Annotated in this window: 18 protein-coding genes; 10 read left to right on the forward strand and 8 right to left on the reverse strand. The window is 62.9% G+C overall.

Going from position 1 to position 22773, the window contains the following annotated elements:
- Positions 1-96: 96 nt before the first annotated feature.
- Positions 97-3573 carry a pyruvate carboxylase gene (locus JIN84_RS08360; protein ID WP_200350585.1) on the reverse strand — a complete coding sequence of 1159 codons (3477 nt, stop codon included), beginning with the start codon at positions 3571-3573 and terminating at the stop codon, positions 97-99.
- A gap of 69 nt (positions 3574-3642) precedes the next feature.
- The gene (locus JIN84_RS08365) at positions 3643-3948 is read right to left on the reverse strand and encodes a DUF6172 family protein (RefSeq protein WP_200350586.1); all 306 of its coding nucleotides are present in this window, start codon (positions 3946-3948) and stop codon (positions 3643-3645) included.
- Between the two features lie 144 nt (positions 3949-4092).
- Here JIN84_RS08365 and JIN84_RS08370 point away from each other — a divergent pair, with 144 nt between their 5' ends.
- Positions 4093-4347: a type II toxin-antitoxin system Phd/YefM family antitoxin gene (locus JIN84_RS08370; protein ID WP_200350587.1), complete on the forward strand. Its 255-nt coding sequence runs from the start codon at positions 4093-4095 to the stop codon at positions 4345-4347.
- Positions 4347-4607, forward strand: a complete 261-nt coding sequence (locus JIN84_RS08375; RefSeq protein WP_267908196.1) for a Txe/YoeB family addiction module toxin — start codon at positions 4347-4349, stop codon at positions 4605-4607. Before JIN84_RS08370 ends, JIN84_RS08375 begins: the two co-directional genes overlap by 1 nt.
- Before the next feature lie 574 nt (positions 4608-5181).
- Here JIN84_RS08375 and JIN84_RS08380 read toward each other — a convergent pair.
- Positions 5182-6453 (reverse strand): DUF445 domain-containing protein, encoded by a 1272-nt coding sequence (locus JIN84_RS08380; protein WP_200350589.1) that lies wholly within the window; start codon positions 6451-6453, stop codon positions 5182-5184.
- Positions 6454-6593: 140 nt separating this feature from the next.
- On the opposite strand from JIN84_RS08380, the gene JIN84_RS08385 reads away from it, so the two are divergent.
- On the forward strand, positions 6594-7106 hold the full coding sequence (locus tag JIN84_RS08385) for a gamma carbonic anhydrase family protein (protein WP_200350590.1): 513 nt from the start codon (positions 6594-6596) through the stop codon (positions 7104-7106).
- Between the two features lie 517 nt (positions 7107-7623).
- Here JIN84_RS08385 and purH read toward each other — a convergent pair.
- Entirely contained in the window at positions 7624-9165 is a 1542-nt protein-coding gene (gene purH / locus JIN84_RS08390; protein ID WP_234043347.1) for a bifunctional phosphoribosylaminoimidazolecarboxamide formyltransferase/IMP cyclohydrolase, read from the reverse strand.
- Positions 9166-9608: 443 nt separating this feature from the next.
- Between purH and JIN84_RS08395 the strand changes: the two genes are divergently transcribed.
- Complete coding sequence (locus tag JIN84_RS08395) at positions 9609-9866, forward strand: hypothetical protein (RefSeq protein WP_200350591.1); 258 nt, start codon at positions 9609-9611, stop codon at positions 9864-9866.
- A 77-nt stretch (positions 9867-9943) separates the two neighbouring features.
- Here JIN84_RS08395 and JIN84_RS08400 read toward each other — a convergent pair whose 3' ends face one another.
- Positions 9944-11623 carry a GH39 family glycosyl hydrolase gene (locus JIN84_RS08400; protein WP_200350592.1) on the reverse strand — a complete coding sequence of 560 codons (1680 nt, stop codon included), beginning with the start codon at positions 11621-11623 and terminating at the stop codon, positions 9944-9946.
- 267 nt (positions 11624-11890) lie between these two features.
- Here JIN84_RS08400 and JIN84_RS08405 point away from each other — a divergent pair, with 267 nt between their 5' ends.
- Genes JIN84_RS08405 through JIN84_RS08420 form a run of 4 tightly spaced genes read left to right on the forward strand, consistent with a single transcriptional unit; the run spans position 11891 to position 17486 of the window.
- Positions 11891-12277, forward strand: a complete 387-nt coding sequence (locus tag JIN84_RS08405) for a GntR family transcriptional regulator (protein WP_200350593.1) — start codon at positions 11891-11893, stop codon at positions 12275-12277.
- On the forward strand, positions 12274-13185 hold the full coding sequence (locus JIN84_RS08410; RefSeq protein ID WP_200350594.1) for an ABC transporter ATP-binding protein: 912 nt from the start codon (positions 12274-12276) through the stop codon (positions 13183-13185). Before JIN84_RS08405 ends, JIN84_RS08410 begins: the two co-directional genes overlap by 4 nt.
- 11 nt (positions 13186-13196) lie before the next feature.
- A complete protein-coding gene (locus JIN84_RS08415; RefSeq protein ID WP_200350595.1) occupies positions 13197-15647 on the forward strand; it encodes a hypothetical protein in 2451 nt (816 codons plus the stop codon).
- A 3-nt stretch (positions 15648-15650) separates the two neighbouring features.
- A complete protein-coding gene (locus JIN84_RS08420) occupies positions 15651-17486 on the forward strand; it encodes a hypothetical protein (RefSeq protein WP_200350596.1) in 1836 nt (611 codons plus the stop codon).
- A gap of 72 nt (positions 17487-17558) precedes the next feature.
- Here JIN84_RS08420 and gatA read toward each other — a convergent pair whose 3' ends face one another.
- Positions 17559-18962, reverse strand: coding sequence for an Asp-tRNA(Asn)/Glu-tRNA(Gln) amidotransferase subunit GatA (gatA, locus tag JIN84_RS08425; RefSeq protein ID WP_200350597.1), 1404 nt, complete (start codon positions 18960-18962; stop codon positions 17559-17561).
- Positions 18963-18999: 37 nt separating this feature from the next.
- Positions 19000-19293, reverse strand: coding sequence for an Asp-tRNA(Asn)/Glu-tRNA(Gln) amidotransferase subunit GatC (gene gatC, locus JIN84_RS08430; protein ID WP_200350598.1), 294 nt, complete (start codon positions 19291-19293; stop codon positions 19000-19002).
- 182 nt (positions 19294-19475) lie between these two features.
- Here gatC and JIN84_RS08435 point away from each other — a divergent pair, with 182 nt between their 5' ends.
- On the forward strand, positions 19476-20078 hold the full coding sequence (locus JIN84_RS08435) for a hypothetical protein (RefSeq protein ID WP_200350599.1): 603 nt from the start codon (positions 19476-19478) through the stop codon (positions 20076-20078).
- Between the two features lie 53 nt (positions 20079-20131).
- Here JIN84_RS08435 and JIN84_RS08440 read toward each other — a convergent pair whose 3' ends face one another.
- On the reverse strand, positions 20132-21862 hold the full coding sequence (locus tag JIN84_RS08440; protein ID WP_200350600.1) for a tetratricopeptide repeat protein: 1731 nt from the start codon (positions 21860-21862) through the stop codon (positions 20132-20134).
- 84 nt (positions 21863-21946) lie between these two features.
- Between JIN84_RS08440 and proC the strand changes: the two genes are divergently transcribed.
- Positions 21947-22750, forward strand: coding sequence for a pyrroline-5-carboxylate reductase (gene proC / locus JIN84_RS08445; protein WP_200350601.1), 804 nt, complete (start codon positions 21947-21949; stop codon positions 22748-22750).
- The last annotated feature ends 23 nt before the right edge of the window (positions 22751-22773 follow it).

Below are 22773 nucleotides of genomic sequence, written 5' to 3' on the forward strand. Positions count from 1 at the left end.
TGCTTCCTTCCGACGTAAAGGGCGGATATGGGAGATCTAACCGCCCTGCCGGAAGGCTTTCCCGGCAGGGTCATTCCGGAGGGTCACCCTGGAGGGTCATGCCTTCAGTCTCACCAGCAGGTCGTCGCTGTCCACCTGATCGCCCTTTTTCACGAGGACATCGGCAATGGTCCCGTCCGCGCCGGCGCTCACGGTGGTGAGCATTTTCATGGCTTCGAGGATGACGAGCTTGTCGCCGGCCTTCACTTCCTGGCCGGGAGAAACGGCGACCTCCGTGACCATGCCGGGCATGGGCGCGCAGGAGTGGCCGGGATTTCCCGGTTCGCCTTTCGGGCGCGAGGCCTTGGAAACGGATTGCAGCGATTTGTCCAGCACCACGGACTCGCGGGGCATGCCGTTGAGTTCGTAGAACAACGCCCTACGGCCCGCGGAATCCGCCTCGCCGATGGAGATGAGCTTGATGATGAGGATTTTCCCGGTGTCGATCTCGATCTCGATTTCCTCGCCGATGTGCAGGCCATAGAAAAACGCGGGAGTCGGCAGGCCGCTGAGGTCGTCATACTTCGCGCGGAAGGCGGTGAAGTCGGCGAAGACCTGGGGATACATCAGGTGGGAATAGAGGTCGTCGTCGGTGGCGGCGCGTCCGAGTTTCGAGGCCAGCTCCGTGCGGGTGGCTTCGAGATCGATGGCTGCGGCGAGTTCGCCGGGACGCTTGGTCGTCGCGGTGCGGTTTCCCAGCACCACCTTCTGCACGTCCTCCGGCCAGCCGCCGTCGGGCTGGCCGAGGCCGCCGGACAACATGTCGATGACGCTCTCGGGGAAATCCATCGAGCCGGGCTTGAGCTTCGGCACGTCCGCCGCCTTCATGCCACGGGTGACGAGGAACATGCACATGTCCCCGACGACCTTCGACGAGGGCGTGACCTTCACGATGTCGCCGAAAAGCTGGTTCACCTCGGCATAGGTGCGGGCGATCTCGCGCCAGCGGTGGCCGAGGCCCATGGAGTTCGCCTGTTCGCGGAGGTTGGTGTACTGGCCGCCGGGCATCTCGTGTTCGTAAACCTCCGCCGTGCCGGAGCGCGGCGCGGAATCGAACGGCTGGTAGAACGCGAGCACCTGTTCCCAATAGTCGGAAAACTCGTTGAGCGAATCGAAGTCCAGCCCGGTGTCGCGTCCGGTGCCGGTGAGGGCGGCGGCCACGGAGTTGAGGTTCGGCTGCGAGGTGGAGCCGGACATCGAGGAGATGGCGAGGTCGACGACATCCACACCCGCCTTCGAGGCGGCGAGGACGGAGGCGGCGTTGATGCCGGAGGTGTCGTGCGTGTGGAAATGCACGGGGATGCCGATCTCCTGCTTCAGCGCGTCCACCAGCTTCCACGCCGCATGCGGTTTGCAAAGCCCGGCCATGTCCTTGATGCAAAGCATGTGCGCGCCCATGCGCTCCACCTCCTTCGCCTTCTCCACGTAGTATTTCAGCGAATACTTGTCGCGGCGGCTGTCGGAAATGTCGCCGGTGTAGCAGATGGCCGCTTCACAGATCGCCTTGCCGTGATCGCGCACGGCTTCCATCGCCACGGTCATGTTGGGCAGGTAGTTCAGCGAGTCGAAGATGCGGAAAATGTCCATGCCGGAGTCCGCCGCGTGTTTCACGAATCCGGCGACGACGTTGTCCGGGTAGTTCGAGTAGCCCACCGCGTTCGAGCCGCGGAAGAGCATCTGGAAGCAGATGTTCGGCACCTTCTCGCGCAGGCGTCGCAGGCGGTCCCACGGACACTCGCTGAGGAAACGCATCGCCGTGTCGAAGGTCGCGCCGCCCCACATTTCAAGTGAGAAGAGTTCGGGCGTGCGGTGCGCCACCGCCTCCGCGACCCGCAGCATGTCGAAGCTGCGCATGCGCGTGGCGATGAGCGACTGGTGGGCGTCACGGAAGGTGGTGTCCGTGATGAGCAGGCGCTTTTCCGCGAGGATCCATTCGGCGAATTTCTCCGGCCCGAGTTCCAGCAACACATCGCGGCTGCCCCGGGGCACCTTCGCCTGGTGTTCGATGACGAGCGAGCGCGGCACCACCGCCTCCTGCATGACCGCCGCGGGTTTCCAGCCCTTCGCGGTGGGGTTTCCGTTCAGCGTGATGTCCGAGAGATAGGCGAGCGTGCGGGTCGCGCGGTCGCGGCGGCGCTTGAACTGGAACAGCTCGGTCTTCGTGTCGATCAGCTTGGTATGCGCCTGGCCGCTGCGGAACGTCTCGTCCGCGATGACGTTTTCAAGGAAGGGAATGTTCGTCTTCACGCCCCGGATGCGGAACTCGCGCAGGGCGCGGTCCATGCGCTGGCAGGCGGTCGGGAAATCCCGGCCCATCGCCGTGAGCTTCACCAGCATGGAATCGTAGTAAGGGGTGACCACCGATCCGGCGTCGCCGGAAGCCGCGTCCAGGCGGATGCCGAAGCCCGCCGCCGAGCGGTAGTTGAGGATGCGTCCGTAGTCCGGTGAGAAATTCTTCTCCGGGTCCTCCGTCGTCACGCGGCTCTGGATCGCGTATCCGATGCACGGGATCTCGTCCTGCGGCGGGATGGCGATCTCCTCACCGAAGAGCGTGTGTCCGGCGGCGACGAGGATCTGCGATCTGACAAGGTCCACCCCCGTCACGCACTCCGTCACCGTGTGCTCCACCTGGATGCGCGGGTTCATCTCGATGAAGAACCAGTCGTTCTTGTCCATGTCGTAGAGGAACTCGACGGTGCCGGCGTTGTCGTAGCCGATGCCCTTCGCCAGAGCGACCGCCGCGTCGCAGAGTTCCTTTTTCACCCGTGGATCGAGATTCACCGCGGGCGCGACTTCGACCACCTTCTGGTAGCGCCGCTGCACCGAGCAATCCCGCTCGTGCAGGTGGACCACGTTCCCGTGCTGGTCGCCGAGGATCTGCACCTCGATGTGCTTGGCGCGGGAAATGTAACGCTCGAGGAAAACCGCCGGATTGCCGAACGCGTTCTGCGCCTCGTTCTGGGCCTCCGCCAGCAGGCCGGCGAGCTGCGACGGGTTCTCCACCACGCGCATGCCGCGCCCGCCGCCGCCGAAGGCCGCCTTGATGATGAGCGGGAATCCGATCTCCCGCGCGACCACCAGCGCCTGTTCCGGATCGGTGATCGGGTCCTCGGTGCCGGGCAGGGTGGGGACGTTGAAGCTGTGGGCGAGCGCGCGGGCCGCCGTCTTGTCTCCCATGTTTTCCAACAGGTCCGGGGATGGCCCGATGAACGTGATGTCCTCACGCGCGCAGGCCCGCGCGAACGCCGCGTTTTCCGAGAGGAATCCGTAGCCGGGGTGGATCATCGTCACGCCCTTCTGCTTCGCCAGCGCCACGATCCCCTCCACATCCAGATACGCGCCGACCGGTCCTTTCGACGAATCCAGCTGATAGGCCTCGTCCGCCTTGAAGCGGTGGATGGAAAAACGATCTTCCTCGGCGAAAATCGAAACGGTCGTCAGACCAAGCTCGGTGGCGGCACGGAAAATACGGATCGCGATCTCGCCGCGGTTCGCGGCCATGAGCTTTCCGGAGGTGGGTGGGTTTTCAAGCATCGTGAATGCTTTGTAAACGCCGCCGGACGGTTCGTGAAGATGAAATACGGGTTACTCCATCCCCCGTGTTTATGCAGGATTGTCCGCGCCATCCTTGGGCTTGCGGTGGCCCGGCTTCGCGAGGATCTCGATGTAAACCGCACCCGCCTCCGCCGCAGCGGCCTGGTCGATGGCGGGGATGATCTCCTCCACATGCTTCGTCTCCGGAGCCGATTCGCCCTGTCCGATCTTGCAGTCGAAATCCCAGAAATCCACGCCCTCCGGCAGCGCCTTCTTGCGCTCGCGCTTCAGGTATTTCCGCACGTCCGCCTTGATCTGCTCGACGACACGCGCCGGTTGGTGGAGTGGGGAGGTGAGTGGGAATGTCTTTTTCATCGGAACCGCTTGTGTCGAGCGGACGGGGGTTTGTCTAGGATTTGTTCTGGAAAGAGGGGTTGCGAAGCAGCTGGAGGCGACCGGTCCGGGATGATCCACAACCGCTCCCTTGACCGACGGATCTGGACATGATACTGTCCATTGATGAACGCGATTTCCTATACAGCCGCCCGGGAGAACCTCGCTTCAACCATGAACAAGGTCTGCGAGGATCACGCCCCCGTGATCATCACCCGCAACAGGGACCAGGCCGTGGTGATGATGTCGCTGGAAGACTTCGAAGCACTGGAAGAAACCGCCTACTTTCTCAAAAGTCCGAAAAACGCGAAACGAATCATGAGTTCCATTTCCCAGTTGGATGCGGGGAAAGGTAGCGAGCGAACCGTTGATCCGGAATGATGAAGCGCAAGCTCATCTTTTCCGACGAGGCATGGGAGGACTATCTTTACTGGCAGGATACGGATCGGGCGATGCTGCGTCGAATCAATCAACTCATTAAGGATATCCGCCGGAGTCCTTACGAGGGCATCGGCAAACCCGAGCCACTGAAACACCAGTTGGCGGGGTGGTGGTCGAGGCGCATCAACGGCGAACACCGCTTCCTTTATCGGGTGACAGAACAGGCCATCGAGATAGCGCAGTTGCGGCATCACTACTGATCTTCACCGGTTTTTCACTCTGTTTTTGGTGCGGGATATGTTATTCAAACCTCTTTCAAAGTGTAAATCATCCGTCGAAAGATGCGTCCGAGATTCCACTTTTTCATCGTTCTTCTAGCGGTGGTGGTTGTCTTTTTTCAATTGTTCGCCTTTGCGATGACTTGGGGGATGATGGTTGGCCACGCGATAGTACAGGGCCGGCACCTGCGCGGAGGCTACATCGGTGCGAACGCATTTCACTTAGGGACGTTCTCCTTTGTTTTGGCATCTTTGTCCGCCTCCATCCTCGCGGGGGAGATCCGCCGCCCGGCTGTCCGATGGATCGCGATCATGAGCTGTTTGGGAGCGTGGCTTCTGTGGCTTTACCCGGCATATTCCTCATATCCGATCCGGATACCTGTCTTCGCGGGCACGGGTGCCTTGATTTTGTTGTCGAGAAGCGGGTTGCCGATGTCTCTGGTCGCCCGATATCTCCGGACCCGCCCCAGCCTCCACCTCGTCAATGAAGAGGAGTGAGCGGCGATGAAAAATTACAACAGTAAGTTTTCCCAAGGCGTCGGAATGTGACGGATACTCAGAAAAGCGATGTCACGAAATGCAGCATCACTCCTAACAGTCCCCCCACCAGCGTGCCGTTCAGGCGGACGAACTGCAGGTCGCGGCCGACTTCCAGTTCGAGTTTGTGGGCGAGTTCCGCGCCGTCCCAGCGGGCGACGGTTTCCTCGATGATCCGGGAGACCTGCGGGGTGTTGTCGGAGATGATGTGGAGCACGGTGACGCGGATGCCGGTATTGAATTTCTCGCGGATGGCCTCGTCCCCGCTCACCTGTGCGGCGGCCCGGCGCAGGCCGTTGGCGATCTGCTGGCGGATCTGTCCGTCCGGGCGGGCGGCGTCTTCCTCGATGGCGTTCTTGATCTCCGTCCAGATGCGGGCGGCGTAGGTCGAGACGTTCGGATTCGCGAGGAACTCCTGCTTGATCTCTTCTCCGCGCAGCAGCATGTCCGGGGACTCCTTCAGGTCCGCCGCGAGCCGTGCGATGCGTTCCTGGATGCGGATGCGGATCTCGTGGTCCGGGTTTTCCCGCACCTCGCCGATGGTGCGCAGGATGCGCTTCATGGCCTCCTCGGCGATGAGGCCGGCCAGCTTGTCCTTCACGGATCCCATGGGCAGGGAAATGGGGATGCCGGGGACGGAAAAGGAATCCGGCATCGGGATCTCCTTGCGGATCAGGTTGGTCAGCATGTCGCGGTTCTCGGCCATGCTCTCGCCGCTGAGGGCGAGCAGGTCGTCCACGATGCGCTCGTGCTTGTCGCCCGAGGTGAGCAGTTCAATCAGTTTCCCGGCCACCGGGGCGATGGGGATGTTCCGGATGCGGTCGATGAACTGGGTTTCGAGGAAACGGGTGATGTCCTCGTCATCCAGGGCGTTCAGGAAGCGCGGCAGGTATTTGGTGGCGCGCGCCGAGAGTTCGTCCGCCTTCGTGGTGATCCATTCCGCGCCGCGGGCGCTGAGGTCCATCTTGGTGAGCTCGCGCTCCACCACCTCGCGGCTGAGGAAATTGCTGACGACGAAGTGCGAGAGCGAGCGGGCGATGCGGTTTTTCCCGCGCGGCAGGATGCGCGTGTGCGGGATGGGAAGGCCGAGGGGGTGGCGGAACAAGGCCGTCACGGCGAACCAGTCCGCCAGTCCGCCGATCACGGCGGCTTCGGAAAACGCCCGCAGGTAGCCGACCCACACCACATCCGGCATGAAAAGCGTGCTGATCAACACCGCGAAGGCCACTGCGACCGCGGCGGTGGCGATGCGCTGCATTTTACGAAGCTCGGCGGATTTTTCGGTAGGCATGGAGGGGTGGGATGACGCGGAGGACGGGGGACAGTCGGGCATTTATAGGGGAGATTGCCAAGCGTGGATACGGGGAATCCGATTGTTCCGCTCCGGCCCTCGCGGCTTGCCGTGCACGGCGGGCGTGGCTAGCATGCGGCATGGCCATCGAGACGTTTCTGGAATTTACCCCGGGCATTCATGAAAGCGCGTTCGTCGCGGCGAGCGCGGATGTGATCGGGAGGGTGACGCTGCACGAGGAAACCAGCGTGTGGTACAACTCCACCCTGCGCGGGGACATCAATGAGATCGTCATCGGGCCCAGGTCGAACGTGCAGGATAATGCGGTGATCCATCTCGCGGATGATTACGGTTGTTATGTCGGCGAACTGGTTACGGTGGGTCACTCGGCGATTTTACACGCCTGCACGGTGAAGGACGAGGTGCTGGTCGGCATGGGTGCGATCGTGCTGGACGGCGCGGTGATCGGCGAGCGGTCGATCATCGGCGCGGGCGCGCTGGTGACGGGCGGGACGGTGATCCCGCCGGGCTCGCTGGTGCTGGGTTCCCCGGCGAAGGTGGTGAGGACGCTTTCCCTGGACGAGCAGGCGAAGATCCGCGGCTGGGCGGACAAGTATGTGCTGGGTTCCAGGAAGTATCTGGAAAGGAAGTAACGTGTGACGGCGGTTTCCGACTTGCCGCGAAGGTTGTGAATAGCGCGGATCGGGTGCGTTCGCCAGAACCATGGACTGCGTGCGGCTTGCCGCCGCTTTCCGTAGCCAGCTTGCTGGCACGGGGGGGAGGGCGGGATTCAAAATAGCGGATCATCCCATTGCGACAGCCGGCGGTGGGGACACCGAGGGGGGGCGCCAGTCCACCGCCCGTGCCAGCAAGCTGGCTACGGAAAGCGGCAGCAAGCTGCACGCAGTCCATGGACTTCGCCAGCCGTCAGACGTTCCCGGATCAATCATCACCTCGTTTGTGAAAAACGGGAGGCCTCCGCCATTCTTCTTTGCACCCCCTTTGCGATCTCGCCGGCTTTGAGGCCTTGCTGCTTTGCGGTGAAAAATTCCGCTGCCGGGTTGTTTGAAATAAAAAAACGGAGGCGGAATGGGATTCCGGCCTCCGTTTGGATTCGGGCGTTCGCGAATGAATTCCGCGCTCCCGGTGGGATCTCTCCCGGTGGGTGGATCAATGCCTGAAGTGGCGGTGTCCGGTGAAGATCATGGCCATGCCCGCGGCGTCGGCGGCGGCGATGACCTCCTCGTCACGGACGGAACCCCCGGGCTGGATGCAGGCGGTGGCTCCGGCGTCGATGGCGGACTGGAGGCCGTCGGCGAAGGGGAACATGGCGTCGGAGGCGACGATGCTGCCAGCGAGGCTGAGGCCGGCTTCCTTGGCTTTCCAGATGGCGATGCGGGAGGAGTCCACGCGGCTCATCTGGCCGGCGCCGATGCCGAGCGTGCGGTCCGAGCTGGAGTAGACGATGGCGTTGGACTTCACGTGTTTCACGATGCGCCAGCCGAAGCGCATGGCGCGCATCTCGGCCTCGGTCGGCGGGCGTTTGGTGACGACCTTCGCTTCCAGGTTGTCGAGGCCGAGCGCGGTGTGGTCGCGGTCCATGACCATGAGACCACCCGGGCAGGAACGGATGACAGGAGATTGTTTCTCCGCGAGGTAGGCCTCGTTCATTTTCATGAGACGCAGGTTTTTCTTCTTCTGGAGAAGGGCGCGGGCGTCGCTCTCGAATTCCGGAGCGATGATGACGTCGGTGAAGATCTCCGAAATGATGCGGGCGAGCTCGAGGGTGAGCGGGCGGTTGACGACGATGACGCCGCCGAACGGGGCCTGGCGGTCGGTTTCGAAAGCTTTCTGCCACGCGATCTTGAGGCTCTCGTCATCCTGGCCGACTCCGCATGGGTTGGTGTGCTTGAGGATGGCGACGGTGGGGCGGACGAAGTCGAGGATGAGGTCGGACGCGGCCTCGATGTCGAGGATGTTGGTATAGCTGAGCTCCTTGCCCTGGACCTGGGTGAAGAAGTCGCCGAACCGGCCGTAGAGCGAGCACTTCTGGTGCGGATTGTCACCGTAGCGGAGCTCTTGTTCGAGCGGCAGGCTGAGGGTGAAGTTGCAGCCGGTGCCGGTGCGGCATTGGCCGAGGTAGTTGGTGATGGCGGCGTCGTATTGCGAGGTGCGGAGGAAGACCTTCACGGCGAGCTGCTCGCGGAAACCCTTGGTGGTGTTGCCGTTGTTCTCCTTCATTTCCTCGATGACCTTCGGGTAGTCCGCGGGATCGACGATGACGGTGACGCTGGAGTGGTTCTTCGCCGCGCTGCGGAGCATGGAAGGGCCGCCGATGTCGATTTTTTCGATGGCTTCCTCAAGCGTGACGTTCGGCTTGGCGACGGTTTCCTCGAACGGGTAGAGGTTCACGACGACGAGGTCGATGGGCGGGATGTCGTTCGCCTTGGCCTGGGCGACGTGGTCCGCGTCGTCGCGGCGGTGGAGCAGGCCGCCGTGGACCTTCGGGTGGAGGGTCTTGAGACGTCCGTCGAAGAGTTCCGGCGCGCCGGTGAACTCGGAAACGTCGATCACGGGCAGGCCGGCATCGCGCAGGGCGGCGGAGGTGCCGCCGGTGGAAAGCAGTTCCACACCCATGTCATGGAGTTCCTTGGCGAAGGCGGCGAGGCCGGTTTTATCGGAAACGGAGAGCAGGGCACGAGTGATGGGCATGGGGAATGGTCTTTCGCGTGGTTTGAAATGGATCGGCCGGGTGACGGGCGACGCAGACCCCGTAACCAACCCGCCGCCGCCCGGCAAGCGGAATAGCTGGGAGGGGAATCAGGGGGGAGGCGGTATCACCCGGGCTCATTGGAAAGCATGATGGAGTCCGAAATGGGTTGCGGGCAGTGGAATTCCCTGAGGATTGCGGCGATTCCACCCGACCCGAGTCCATCGATCTGCTTTTCCAGTCGTTCGATTTGAGCCAGCGGCGGAGCAGTCCCGGAAGGCTCCCGAAGAGCCGACAAACGGGCCTTCAGGCATTGATGACGTGCCTCGATCACCCGCTGGGCCAAGGATTCCAGGTTGGGCAAGGACCCGTCTCCCGGGGATTTTCCTGAACAGGCGGCGATGGTCGCCCGGAGGGTCGTTTCCCTATCGGCCACTTTCGAGGCATGCGTGCGTCCGGTGAACTGTCCTTGCCATTGGGCCATTTGAATGAAGCGGAGGCGGTTGATTTAGAGAGATTCTTACCGGGCGCGGCCGGCCGTTTCTTCCTTGAGGCGTTTCAGTTCTTCGACGCCCTCGCTTTTCAAATAGACTCTGCCCGTCCGCGCATAGACCGGCTCGGCAGCGAAGCGGTGTTGAATCGCGAGAGCATCTGCCATCACCCTTTTGAAAACCGGATTTTCGAGAATCCTTGGATCGATTGACGGGTGGTCCCCGGGTTTCATTGTCAGATGAGCTATCAGCTTTCATCGGTTCGCGCAACTCCGCTCATTTCCATGGCTCACTCCCACTCCACCACCAGCAGCGACACTCCCTGGCGCGGCAGGGTGAAATCCAGCTTGGCGGTGTGGTCGGTGATCTGCGTTTCCGCCTCCGGCGCGAGCGTGGCGAGTTTTCCGGCGGCCTCCAGCTCCTGGTATTGCTCCGGGGTGGGCTTTTGTGGCTCGCCCATGGACTTCCAGAGGGTGAAGGAGTTTCCGTGGGTCTCATCCACGCGGTAGTGGCTGACCTTCGCCTTGCCGCTGGCGAGGGGCAGGCCGGGGACGTTCAGGGAAATGGCGGCATCCGGGCCGGTCACGTCGTCGTCGTGGTAGTGCCAGACGAGCACGCTGAGTTTTTTCGCGCTGAGGCTGGCGAAGGCGGAAACGTCCGCCTGCTTGCGGACACCGCTGCGGAGGATGTCCGGCAGGGACACGGCGGAGTCGCTGGTGACGGGAAGGCGGTCGCCGTCCATTTTGGAGAACATCCGGAAAACATTCAGCACCGGCTTGTCCACGCCGTTCGTGGCCAGCGAGCGGAACCCGGCGAAATACGGCTGGTCCTCGAACTCGAACGCCCAGGTGACCGCGCCCTCCAGGTTCACTCCGTGCTTGGCCGCGAGGTCGAGTTTCCGTGGGAAGCTCGCGGCGGTGTAGCTGGAATACATCGTGCCGTTGCGGTAGGCGAGATTCGGCCCCTGGCAGGCGGCGCAGCCCTCCGGATCGGACTCGCCGATGACGATCGGCGTATCCGCGAATTCCGGGTAGCGCGCGATCACCGAGAAGGCTCCGTCGATGTCGCGGAGCTGGCTGGAGATGCCCATCTGGACGCGTCCGTCCATGTCCTTCGGCTGGCCCTTGGCGTGGAAGGAAATGAAATCCGTGGGCGTGCCGGTTTCTCCGGTGGCGGTGTTTTTGCCCTTCACGCAGTGGTCGAGGAAGGACTTAAGGAAATCTCCGCCCGCGCCCCCCGCCAGATCCGGGCCGCCGACCCTCGCGCCGGGGATGGCGCGGCGCACGGCCTTGATCGCGTGGTCGTGCAGCTTGAAAAACTCGTCACGGGTGCCGCGCCAGTAGCCGATGTTCGGCTCGTTCCATGTCTGCCAATACCATTTGAGGACCTCGTCCCGGCCGTATTTTTCAACGGAATGCTTCGCCCATTGGTAGACGAGTTCCTCCCATTTCCCCCAGTCCTTCGGCGGGTAGGTCCAGCCGGTGTAGATGTCGTCATACTTCGCCTTCGGCGTCCAGTGGTGGCGGTAGGGCTCCGGCTTTATCGAAAGCGCCTGCGGCATGAAACCGATCTGCACATAAGGCCGGACGCCGCGCTCCAGCCCGCTGTCGATGATCTTGTCAACGATGGTCCAGTCATAGACCGGGTTTCCCTGCGCGTCCTCGGTGTAGGCGTTCGTCGATCCCCACTTGAGCGCGTGCGTGCCCTCGCCGGTGACGAGCAGGCTGTGGGTGCGGAAAAACACCTCCTTCGGCTTCAGCTCACCCAGTTCGGAAAGGAGTTTCCGGCCGTCCTTCATGTAGGTGTAGTTCGGCTCGTCCGCGCCGAAGAACCGCCAGATCGGCTTGAGCGGCCCCATCGGCCGCGCGGCATCCACCGTGATTTTCACAGGAAACGAATCCGCCGCCATGGCGGACAGGCAGGAGCTGAAAAGGCAGAGGGCGGTGAGGGTGCGGGAAAATGACGGCATTGGGCGATTTTTGAGTTTCAGGGAATCCTATGCGGTTTCTCCGGAAGGAATCTTGGAAGAGTGCGACAGGAATTTGTATGATTCCGCCAAAACTCCTTCACACGGTTCGAGGTAAACGATCCCCGCAGAAGGAGGTGGAAAGCGGAATGGCTGGTGGATCCGGCAGGTTCACGGAGCGTGGGGAGAAGGCAGTCTGATAATTTTCTTGCCATCCGTTTCTAACTGTATCAATCATGCTGTTACGGTTGGTGTTGAATCCGCCCCATCATGCTCCCATTTCGTTTCCAACTCCTCGACGGTGTTCCTGTTTCCGACCAACTCGTGAAAGCGGTGCAGCGCGCCGTTCTCACGGATGAGATGGCGGCGGGGGAGAAATTTCCCTCGGTCCGCATCCTCGCGCAGGAGCTGAAGATTTCCCCGACCACGGCCCACAAGGCGGTCATGGAACTGCGGGATGCCGGGTTCCTCGCCAGCCGTCCCGGTGCCGGGATGGTGGTGGTGAAGCCGGCAGGGTCCTCCCGGGAACAACTCGCCGCACAGCTCGCGCCCGCCTGCCGGGACCTCATCCGCCACGCCAACCAGCTCGGCCTCACCGCCGATGAAACGCTGGAAGTCCTCCGCCGCACCCTTTCCGAAAACCCACCGCTTCCATGAAACCACTTCTTGAATTCCACCAGGTCACCTGCCGGTTCTCCCGATCATGGGCGCTGAGGCATGCTTCGTTCCACGTGCCCGCCGGATCGATCACCGCGCTGCTCGGTCCGAATGGCGCGGGGAAATCCACCGCGCTGAAAATCGCGCTCAATCTCATCCGCCCGTCCTCCGGTCACGTGGAGATCCTCGGGGTGGATTCCCGCAAGCTCGGTCCGGCACAGCTCGCCCGCATCGGCTACGTGGCGGATGGCATGGAGCTGCCGGACTGGATGAGCGTGGACCAGTTCCTCGCCTGGTGCCGCCCGCTTTACCCGAAATGGGACCCGGATCTCGAGCGGTCGTTGAGGAAACAATTCTCCCTGCCCGGCGACCGGAAGCTCAGCCACCTCTCGCGCGGCCAGCGCATGAAGGCGGCCCTCATCGCCGCGCTGTCCTACCGGCCGGAGCTGCTGGTGCTGGACGAGCCGTTCTCCGGACTGGACCCGGTGGTGCGGGACGAGTTCATCACCGGGCTGCTGGAGATCGCGGGCGGGGAAGGCTTGTCGGTGGTGGTTTCCTCCCATGACATCGAGGAGGTGGACCGTCTCGCCGACCACGTGGTGCTGCTCAACCACGGGGCCGTCGTTCTGAACGAAGGCACCGAGCCGCTGCTAGCCCGCCACCGCCGGGTGGAAATCCTGCTGCCGCCGGATCTCGGTGAGCTGCCGCAGCTTCCCGCGAACTGGATCTCGCCGCAATCCGCGGGCCGCGTCCTGCGGTTCACGGACACGGGGCATGAACCGGAAAAACTCGCACGCGCGCTGTCCGCCCTGTTCCCCGGCAGCCCGCCCGCCGGAATCCACCCGCTCGGCCTGCGCGAGCTTTTCGTAACCCTCGTCCGCGAGGGCCGGGCCGACTCCGGAATCTAACAGGCATCATCATGAACTTCCGCACCGTCTCACATCTGCTGAAAACCGACTGGCAGCGCTTCAACATCCCCATCATCGGGATGTGGGTGTGCTTCGTCATCAGCGCCGCGCCCTGGCTGACGCATGACCCGGCATCGTTCGGAGTGCCGATGATCACCGGGACCTCCTATTCGGGAAATCTGGAGTCTCTCGGACTTTCCGAAATTCCGAATGTTCCGCAGTATCTGCGATGGTTCGGCGTGCTGGCACTGGTGCTTCCCGTGCTGCTTTCGACCTTCATCGGGATGCACGACCTGCGTTGGCAGTCCGTGAGTCCCATCCGTCCGTGGCAGCGTTTGGTGGCGAAGACGCTGGGACTGTTGTTTTTCATCGTGCTGCCGCAACTGGTGCCCGGGGTCGTCATCGCGATGCGCAACGGTTTTTCTCCGGCCCATGCCATGGACCAGGTATCCGGCACTGGAACGCAGCTGCTTTTCCTGTATGGCACTCTCGCGGTCATCGGTCGTTACTGCGGCTCGTTCTGGTCATGGAGTGCCGCGGTGGCATGCTTCATCGGTGTTTCCCATCTGATCGGTTCCCTATTGGGGGAAACCTACGAGCCCGGAAATATGTTCGGCATTCTGGTCCGGCTTGGAGGAATTCATCCGGAGGCGGCCGATCAGGTGCGGGTGGTGCTCGGCTTCGTGCTGGTCGTCGCTTTTTCCCGGATCTTCCGGTTTCGGCGGGGAGGTGCGGCCATCATCGCCTCGGCGATATTCGGACTGACGGCGGCATCTTATCTCGGCACCTGGTCGGGCACCTGTCCGGTTTTGTGGTCGCGCCCCGTGGTGATGGACTCGGTCCAGCCTGTCCTTTCCGGCCAAGGTGTCTGGGGGGCGAATGTGACGCAGTATCAGAATGGGATGACAAGGACACGGCGGTCTCTTCAAGCGATGATCGACACCAAAGGACAGGGGGAAGGAGTTTTCGTGAAATGGCGGTCGGATTTCCAAAGCGGAGAGACTGTGCCGGGTCGGTTTTTCCCGGGGCCTCGCACTTCCGAAATGCGGGCCGCGCTTCATCAGGTTTTGCCCGCACCCTTGATTGATCGCAACGATTCATGGGATGTGGTGGATTTTGGTCCGGAAGAGGTCGATCGTCCGCCTGCGGATGTGGGTCTCACCGGAGGGGTGTTCCGTTATCGCATCGTGGCGGATCTTCCTCTGGGACGGAACCGGGTTGCGACCACGCTCGATGACATCGCCACCGCCGCACGGTATGTCGAGAACAAGGAAGGAGAACCCCTGGCCGAGGTGTCCCTCAAATGTCCCCAGTCTTTGACGGGAGGAAGCGACTCCTATTTCAGTTACGTGCTTTACCTGCCGGAGTCCGGCAGGTGTACCGGCCTTGAACAAAGGTATCGCGGGGAAGGTTTCTCTCCGGGCGGCATCGCATGGTATCAACTGTTGATGGAGGCCACGGATACCGGCGAATTCAAGCCAAGGTCTTGGAAAAACGCGCGGCTGCTCGTCATCCAGCCGGAATTCCTGGGCACGGTTTCACGCCGGCTCATGCTACCACCACCGTCCGAGCCTCCTGTTCCCAATGGTGAGGACTGGATGCTGTCCGGGGCCTACAGGCAGCAGCACGAGGCCTACTATTCCAACCTGCGTCCGCATCGCCCGGACCCGGCGACTTGCACGGAGAAGGAACTGTCCCGCTACCTGCGCTCGCTCATCGCGCTGTTTCCATCGGGCATCATCGCGCGGGATCTGGCGGAATATGCTCCACGCTTTCCCCGCCTGCTCGCGCTCTACGCCCAGGAATATTATATCGGCGATGCGATTGAGAATGGCGTGCCCGAATCCTCGAAGGCGGAGGTGGTCTCCGCCGTCGACGGGCCGGTACAGGCAATGAAACTCGTCCGCACCCTGATGAAGCGGAATTGGGAAGATCCGGTCCGGAGCCAGTTTCTCAACTGCCTGGAGGCACCCTTTCTGATCTCGGATTCGAGCGGCGTTTTTTCGATGGTCTCGGCCATCGCCCGGCAGGAGGATCCCGCGACCTATCCCGCGTTGATCCGTGCTTACGAAACGACGGGAGATCCGCGCCTTTACAACGTCATCCGGTCCCTGCCCGGCATCGCTCCGGACTTGGACGGAGCGGTCGACCGGATCAGCCAAAGGCTTTCTCCGGTGAGCAATCTCAGAGGGCAGCCCGTCCGTTTCGTCGGTGCCTTGGACGAATTCCTACGTCCCGTTTCCCATGGCAATCCGGTGGCATTGGCCAAGCTGCTCCAGGTCTGCCAGAACCCGGAGCTGAAAATCTATCTTCCCGGAACTGAACTTCAGGAAGTCGTCTCACCGTCCCCCGTTCCCAAGGACCAGCAGGCATGGCGTGATTTTTTCAGAGGAAAAACCGCCGGCGACTTCACCTACGACGCTTTCGCCCGTTGCTGGCATCCCATCTCCAAAACCCATTGAACCATGTCCGCCCTCACCCACAGTCTCTCGACTCTTTGGTCCCGTTTCCGCTGGGAAATCCTCGGTTACCTCGTGCTGGTCGGTCTTTCCTGTATCTCGAACTCTTCGGAGTCCCGATGGTCGGGCGGCGTCGCCTCGCTCCGGGCGCTGGGTCTTTACTGGATCACCTTCCGCATCCTGCTCTCCGAAGCAGGATTCTCCACCCATGGTGGCTGGCGCACGCGGCCCTTCTCCCGGAATTCCATCTTCCTCAGCCAGGTCCTGCTGCTTTTCGCGATCCTGCTTCCGGGGTGGATCGCCAAAGCCCTGACGATCCATCATCTTTTCCACCCGACAGGCCGGCAGTGGGGTTTCCTCCTGGAATCGATCCGAACCACCGACGTCGTGCCGTGGCTTGTTTTTGTCCTCGCGCTGAAAGGCTTCGAATTGCTCATGCGGTTCCAAGCCCAGGAGCGTGCGCGCAAGGTCATATGGGCCTTCATGATCATCGTGCTCGTCCCGGCATTTTTCATGCCTGCGGTCAAAAACGATGGAGTGGGCCGGAGCGACAGCCGGTATCCCAAAAATCTCTCCCAAGGCATCCTGCGCCAGCTCCCGGATGCCACCGACCTCATCGGAAGGTGGTATGATTCGGGCAACATGGATTCGGAATTTCCGCAGGCGCGCTTGAGGGCCCGCTTTCCCCTCGCAGGCCGGCGTTCCGAAGTGTTTTCCGGACTGCGGCTGCTTTCCCTGGATTCAACGGTGGAGGGTTTCCGATCCAGGGTCACCCTTGATCTCGCCGCCATCCATCGCGGCGACCTCCAGTGGCTCGGCCAGGCGGTTCCGGTGCTCGCTTATTCCGATGGCACCTACGCTGCCGCGCTTTCCTGCCAAATCTCCACCGAAGGCTTCGGCGGCATCGCTTCGGAGCTGCGGAGGGCGGTTTATGAGATTGAATTCGGCTCGCCGCTGATGCTGCCGGAAAACCGGCACGCTTCCCCGGCGGATTTCCCTGCGAAGGAAGTGCTCTTTTTTGTCGAAGACGGCGATGCCCCGCTCATGCCCGCCGCGCCCGAGTTCGTCCCGCGGGATGGTGGACCGGGTCGTCTTCATCTCCGGACCCTGCCGGACACGGTACCGCTGGACCTCGCGGTGCGCCAGGTCATCGACAGTTTCGACACCCACGACAACGTTCCCGACTCCGAGGTCTATTTCAGCGGAAAACTGCCTCGGGAGGCCATGGCCACGGTGCTCGCCTACCACCCTTGGTCGGATCTCGCCTGGGACAAGGTCATCCGCCCGTTCCTCCGGCAGCAAGCCACGGAAGCCGACAAGCCCGCATTGCTCCAACGAATGGCGATCGACCCCCGGCTCGTTCCGCTGTTCATCGAAAAAGGCTGGTTGGCCGATGCCTTGCCAATCCTCCGCCAGCGGGCGAAAGAGCGTCTTCCGGTCGACGCCGCGTCGCTCATGCTGCTCTCGGGTGAAAACGATTCCGCCCTCGTTGCGGACCTCGCGGCGCTCGCCATCCGTCTCGACAGGGGAGTCGGAGAAGTGGCGGCGGAATTGCGGCGAAATCCGGCATTCGACTGGCCCGCTTTTGTCTCCGCGGGATGGAAATCGCGCAAGTACGGCAGGTATGACCGGGAGGGCTGGCTCTATGCGCGCTGGTCCGCGGAGCTGGGAGATTCCAGCGCTTTCCGCCGCCTCGCGGAAAAAGCCGCCGGCGGGAAAAAGTGGGAGAACGAGCAACTGTCCGCCCTCGTCGACGGAGAGCACCAGGACCTCATCGGTTACCTGCGGGAAAACATCGACCGGCTGAAATACGATGCCGGGACGAGGAAGTGGGGGCTGTGAGCCCGGGCCTTCAACGCGCCTTCGCTTTCATGGAAGACGCCTTTGAAAGCTGAACCTCACACGAAGAAATCTTCAAGCTTCCGCCGCCTTGGCGATCTGCAGCATCTTCGCCTCACCCAGGTGCGGGGCGAGGATCTGGAGACCGGTGGGCAGGTTTTTCCCGCCGTCCCAATCGACCGTGCCGCAGGGAATGGAGATGCCGGGGATGCCGGCGAGGTTGGCGGCGATGGTGAAGATGTCGGAGAGGTATTCCTGGAGCGGGTCCGCGGCGGAGGCTCCGAGGCGGCGGGCCGGGGTGGGGGCCACGGGCGAGAGGATGGCGTCCACTTTCTGGAACGCGTTCTCGAAGTCGCGGCGGATGAGCGTGCGGACCTTCTGGGCGCGGCCATAGTAGGCGTCGTAGTAGCCGGAGGAGAGCACGTAGGTGCCGAGGATGATGCGGCGTTTCACTTCCGCGCCGAATCCTTCCTCACGGGATTTCTTGTAAAGGTCGAGAATGTCGGCGGGGCTTGATGCACGGTGGCCGTAGCGGATGCCGTCGAAGCGGGAAAGGTTCGACGAGGCTTCCGCCGGGGCGATGACGTAGTAGGTGGCCACGGCGTGCTCGGTGTGGGGCAGCGAGATTTCGACGATTTCCGCGCCTTGGGCGGCGAGGTTCTGGATGGAGGCCTCGACATTCCTGCGGACGCCGGGGTCGATGCCCTCGCCGAAGTATTCCTTGGGCACTCCGAGCTTGAGACCTTTCACGCCGTCGTTCAGGCCGGACAGGTAGTCGGGCACCGGGACGTCCAGGCTGGTCGAGTCCGCGGGATCGAATCCCGCGATGGCTTGCAGGATGAGCGCCGCATCCTCGACGGACCGGGTGATGGGGCCGATCTGGTCGAGCGACGAGGCGAAGGCGACCAGTCCGTAGCGGGAGACACGGCCGTAGGATGGCTTGAGGCCGACGACGCCGCAGTGCGAGGCGGGCTGGCGGATGGAGCCGCCGGTATCGGACCCCAGTGTGGCGATGGCGGTGCCGTCCGCGACCGCCGCGGCGGAGCCGCCGGACGAACCACCGGGGATGCGGTCGTGGTCGTGGGGATTGCGCGTGGTCTGGAGCGCGGAGTTTTCCGTGGAGGAACCCATGGCGAACTCGTCCTGGTTCAGGCGGCCGAAGGGGATCGCTCCGGCGGCGCGGAGTTTTTTGATGACGGTGGCGTCGTAGGGGGAGATGAAATTTTCGAGAAACTTCGAGCCGCAGGTGCAGGGCTGGCCGAGGACGTTCATGTTGTCCTTGATGCCGATGGGGATGCCGCCGAGGGGCAGGCCGAGATCCGCGCCGGCGGCCTCCGCGAGGGCGGATTCAAGGTCGTGGGACAGGTAGGCTCCGGTCTTGGAATCGCGCGCGGTGATTTCTCCGGCGAGGCCTTCCAGGATTTTCGCGGGCGTGGTTTCTCCGGCGGTGAGCTGCTTGCGGAGTTGGGAAATGGTCATGGGAAAAGTGGGAGATGGGGAGTTGGGAAAAGGGAACTCAGGCGTCGGTGACGACCTTCGGCACGCGGATCTGGCCCTGGGCCTGGTCGGGCGCGTTTTGGAGCATGGCGGCCTGGCTCAGGCTTTCGTGGGGGACGTCCTCGCGCATGCGGCCGAAGATCTCGTTCGCATGGGCCGTGGGATCGATGCCGGAGACGTCGAGCTTCGAAAGCGCCTCGACGTGGCCGAGGATGGCTTCGAGCTGGGGCTGGAATTCCGCGACCTCGGCATCGGAAAGTTCGAGGCGGGCGAGATTGGCGACGTAGCGGACATCGATGTGACTGTGCGACATGGGCGGGAGCGTCTGGAATGGGCGGGGATTTTCCAAGTGCCAAGTGCGGCGGGAGGAGAAGTTCGGAGTTTTTTAAGAAATTCCCGGTCCGTTGTAAGAAGCTTGGGGAAGTCGTCCGTCTGTCAGCAACGGGCTCGTTGTTTTTTCCTCGGGCCGACGAGAGGATGATGGAAACCAAGCCCATGAAACCCGCTTCAATCCTTGTGACGGCATTCACCTTTCTCTGCCTTTTGTCGGCTGCGGCGGCTGATTTCACCGAAGTGCCGGACAGCGCATCGCCCGATGGTGGTTATGCGGCACGCACCGAGCCGCCCGCAAATGTCGAAGACGGACGGGACGGTCTCGTGCTTTATCGAAAAATGACCGGAGCTGCGGTGGCGCGGATACCCCTCGGGGGTTATGCGGGCCATCCGGGCGACGCCGATCCGGCAAATCTTCGTCTTCTGTGGGCACCGGACTCGAAACACTTCGCCCTGATGTTCCGAGGGACCAAGACATCCTGGACCACGACGGTTTACGCCATGAACGCTGGAAAACCGGTCGAGGTGAAACTGGCCGGCGCCACCTCCAAGTCGCTTGAGTTGTTGTCCGCGTCACAAACCAACCGCGTCTCGCGGGAGACGCCTGTGAAGTGGATCGACAACGGGCGTCTGCTGCTGAGAGCGTCAGGTGACACCCTGGTCGGGGATAAGTTGATGTGGTATGAGATCGATATGACCTGTTCGTTGGAAGGCGGGAAGATGACGGATGCGAAGGTCGTCACCCTCAAGCCTCACGATGGCTGAACGGAGCGGCGTCTTTCCGGCGATTCGCCCCGGAATGCGGCGATCCCATCGTATCATTCGGCACCAAGCTCCCCGATCTTTTTCTCCGTCGCGGCGGCCTCGGCGGGCATCTTCGCCTTTTCATAGGCATCCTTGAGCCCCTTGAGGGCGCCGATGTCGTTCGGGAACAGGGCGAGGGCGCGGTTGTAGGCTTCGACGGCCTCCGTGGGTTTGTCCGCGGCGAGGTAATATTCTCCGAGGCGGCTGGCCATGGGAGTGAGGACCATGGGTTCGAACATCATCGGTGCCGGAGACTGGCGGTCGGCCGCGGAGGAAAACCAGTTGTAGGCCGTGCCCATGCGATCCTTGGGGCCGGCCATCGCGAGGCGTCCGCGCAGTTCGCTGGCGAGGATTTCCAACGCGCGGAAGGCCCGGTTCCAGGGCGAGCGCTCGCCGCTGTCGCCTGCGGCGGTCTGGGCCTTGCTCATGGTTTCGCCGTGACGGGTGAGCGCGTCGATGACCTGCTGCGCTTCGTCGGTTTTCCCGTCTTCGATGAGGCGCTGGGCATCCAGCGCGAAGCGGAGGCCGTCGATCCACCAATAGGCGAGGGACTTGGAACGGGTGCCCTTGATTTCATCCGGCGCAGGGAGCGATTTGAGTGCTTCGGCGGCGTTTCCACGGAGGTTGCGGCGCAGGAGGATGCGTGCCGGGAGCGTTTTGCCATCCCAAAGGAGCAGGCGGATGCCGGGCGAGGCGACGCGGTCCTTGGGGATGGGCGTGGCGGCGATGGCCCGGGCGGCGGCTTGGGCTCCCTCGAAATCGCCGCGCGAGGCCAGGGAAACCACCCGATAGCACTCCGACTTCACCCATTCCGGGCAATCGGCCGGCGTGGCCTTGTTTTCTTTCATCCAGTTGGAAAAAAGCGAGGACGTCCTGGTGAATGCGGCGGCGGCACCGGCATGTTGGCCGCAGCGCCACTCGTAGTGCCCGAGAAGGTGCTGATAGGGGCCGTAGTCGGGGGAGATCCGGCACAGCTTGCGGGCGAGATCCAGCGATCCTCCGAGGTCCGGAGCCTCCGCGCGGATGGTGAGCAGGGCGTTGAGCGGGATGGGGCTTTCCGGATGTTTCTCCATCATCGCGAGCAGGCTTTTTTCCGCGACCTCCTGGTCCGGGGTGGCGGTGCCCAGCTCGTCATAGCCGCCTCTGCCGAACAACGCGGCGAAGATGGCCGCCTGCATGTCATTGGGGAACTGTCCGGCGATCTTGTGGAAGGCGATGGCGGCGCCCTTGGGGCCTTCCTCGATGTATTTGATGAGTCCGTAGGCGTAACCGCGTTCGAGCTCGGTTCCCTTTCCCTGATCCACCAGATCCAGCAGCCGGTCCGTCACCGCGTTGCGCGCGGGGCCTGTTTCGGGTGAGGGGTTGAGCAGGCACATGACCATGCCCCAGTGGGCGAGCAGGCACTCAGGGTCCTCCCGCATGGCTGCGGCGAAGTGGCGGCTGGCTTCGAATTCCCAGCCTCCGTGCAGGTGGTTCAGTCCCTGGTTCACATGCGCCTGGGCTTTTTCCGTCGCCGCGGAGACCGCCATGCGGATGCCGCCGGGAAAGGTGGCCATGGCCGGTTCGCCGAGCGCCTTCACCGGCCCGGGGATGGCGTCCTCCACGTCGGGTGTTTGTTTCGCCGGTGCGTTCTTTTCCTCGATCGCCGGTGCGGGCTTGGGCTTCGGCTTCTGCGGAGTGGTTTTTTCCGCTCCTGTCGCAAGCGCGCAACCCGCCAACAATGCCGCCATGGTCCGAATTCTCATGGACGGATGATGGCCACGCGCGGCCCGCCGGTCCAAGCAAAATGACGCTGGCATCTCCCGTCCGGACCCGCATACTCTCCTGCCATGAAGCTTGGAGTCATTGGATGCGGGAAGATGGGAACGGCGTTGATTCAAGGTGCGATCCGCGCCGGAGTCGTGGCCTCCGGAGATGTGTATGGCTGCGATCCCTACTACAAATCCCGCGAAAATTTCGCCGCCGTCACCGGGGCGCACGTCAGCGCCGACATCGCGGAAATCGCCTCCGCCAGCGACGTGCTGCTGCTCTGCACCAAGCCGAACGACGTCGCCGCCGCCCTTGCCACCGTCGCGGAAAAATCCTCCGGCCAGCCGAAGCTGGTCATTTCCATCGCCGCCGGAGTGACTCTCGCCGCCTTGGAAAGCGCGGCACCGGAAAATTTCCGCGTCATCCGCACCATGCCGAACACCCCGGCCCTCGTCGGTCACGGCGCGGCCGGCTACTGCCTCGGATCCAGAGCCACCGGGGCGGATGCGAAAACCGCCGAGTCCCTGCTGGGGGCCGTAGGACTCGCCGTGCAGGTCCCGGAGCGCCTCATGGACGCCGTCACCGGACTCTCCGGCAGCGGCCCGGCCTACATCTACATGGTCATCGACGCCCTCGCCGACGGTGGCGTGCGCGCGGGCATCCCGCGTGCGGACGCCGTCCGCCTCGCCGCGCAGACGGTCATCGGTGCCGCCTCCATGGTGCTCGAGACGGGCGAGCACCCCGCCGTGCTCAAGGACATGGTCACATCGCCCGGCGGCACGACCATCGCCGGGGTGGCCGCGTTGGAAAAACACGGACTGCGCAACGCGCTCATCGAGGCCGTCACCGCCGCCACCCTGCGTGCGACCGAACTTGGGAAGTGAACGATTTTGAGCTTTCCCGCGAC

Origin of the sequence: Luteolibacter yonseiensis (assembly GCF_016595465.1) — a bacterium.
Taxonomy (GTDB): domain Bacteria; phylum Verrucomicrobiota; class Verrucomicrobiia; order Verrucomicrobiales; family Akkermansiaceae; genus Luteolibacter; species Luteolibacter yonseiensis.

What these genes read in the sequence shown, in the direction of transcription:
- JIN84_RS08360 (WP_200350585.1), bottom strand. Translation starts at nt 3,573, where the DNA reads ATGCTTGAAAACCCACCCACCTCCGGAAAGCTCATGGCCGCGAACCGC.
- JIN84_RS08365 (WP_200350586.1), bottom strand. Translation starts at nt 3,948, where the DNA reads ATGAAAAAGACATTCCCACTCACCTCCCCACTCCACCAACCGGCGCGT.
- JIN84_RS08370 (WP_200350587.1), top strand. Translation starts at nt 4,093, where the DNA reads ATGAACGCGATTTCCTATACAGCCGCCCGGGAGAACCTCGCTTCAACC.
- JIN84_RS08375 (WP_267908196.1), top strand. Translation starts at nt 4,347, where the DNA reads ATGAAGCGCAAGCTCATCTTTTCCGACGAGGCATGGGAGGACTATCTT.
- JIN84_RS08380 (WP_200350589.1), bottom strand. Translation starts at nt 6,453, where the DNA reads ATGCCTACCGAAAAATCCGCCGAGCTTCGTAAAATGCAGCGCATCGCC.
- JIN84_RS08385 (WP_200350590.1), top strand. Translation starts at nt 6,594, where the DNA reads ATGGCCATCGAGACGTTTCTGGAATTTACCCCGGGCATTCATGAAAGC.
- purH (WP_234043347.1), bottom strand. Translation starts at nt 9,165, where the DNA reads ATGCCCATCACTCGTGCCCTGCTCTCCGTTTCCGATAAAACCGGCCTC.
- JIN84_RS08395 (WP_200350591.1), top strand. Translation starts at nt 9,609, where the DNA reads ATGCGTGCGTCCGGTGAACTGTCCTTGCCATTGGGCCATTTGAATGAA.
- JIN84_RS08400 (WP_200350592.1), bottom strand. Translation starts at nt 11,623, where the DNA reads ATGCCGTCATTTTCCCGCACCCTCACCGCCCTCTGCCTTTTCAGCTCC.
- JIN84_RS08405 (WP_200350593.1), top strand. Translation starts at nt 11,891, where the DNA reads ATGCTCCCATTTCGTTTCCAACTCCTCGACGGTGTTCCTGTTTCCGAC.
- JIN84_RS08410 (WP_200350594.1), top strand. Translation starts at nt 12,274, where the DNA reads ATGAAACCACTTCTTGAATTCCACCAGGTCACCTGCCGGTTCTCCCGA.
- JIN84_RS08415 (WP_200350595.1), top strand. Translation starts at nt 13,197, where the DNA reads ATGAACTTCCGCACCGTCTCACATCTGCTGAAAACCGACTGGCAGCGC.
- JIN84_RS08420 (WP_200350596.1), top strand. Translation starts at nt 15,651, where the DNA reads ATGTCCGCCCTCACCCACAGTCTCTCGACTCTTTGGTCCCGTTTCCGC.
- gatA (WP_200350597.1), bottom strand. Translation starts at nt 18,962, where the DNA reads ATGACCATTTCCCAACTCCGCAAGCAGCTCACCGCCGGAGAAACCACG.
- gatC (WP_200350598.1), bottom strand. Translation starts at nt 19,293, where the DNA reads ATGTCGCACAGTCACATCGATGTCCGCTACGTCGCCAATCTCGCCCGC.
- JIN84_RS08435 (WP_200350599.1), top strand. Translation starts at nt 19,476, where the DNA reads ATGAAACCCGCTTCAATCCTTGTGACGGCATTCACCTTTCTCTGCCTT.
- JIN84_RS08440 (WP_200350600.1), bottom strand. Translation starts at nt 21,862, where the DNA reads ATGAGAATTCGGACCATGGCGGCATTGTTGGCGGGTTGCGCGCTTGCG.
- proC (WP_200350601.1), top strand. Translation starts at nt 21,947, where the DNA reads ATGAAGCTTGGAGTCATTGGATGCGGGAAGATGGGAACGGCGTTGATT.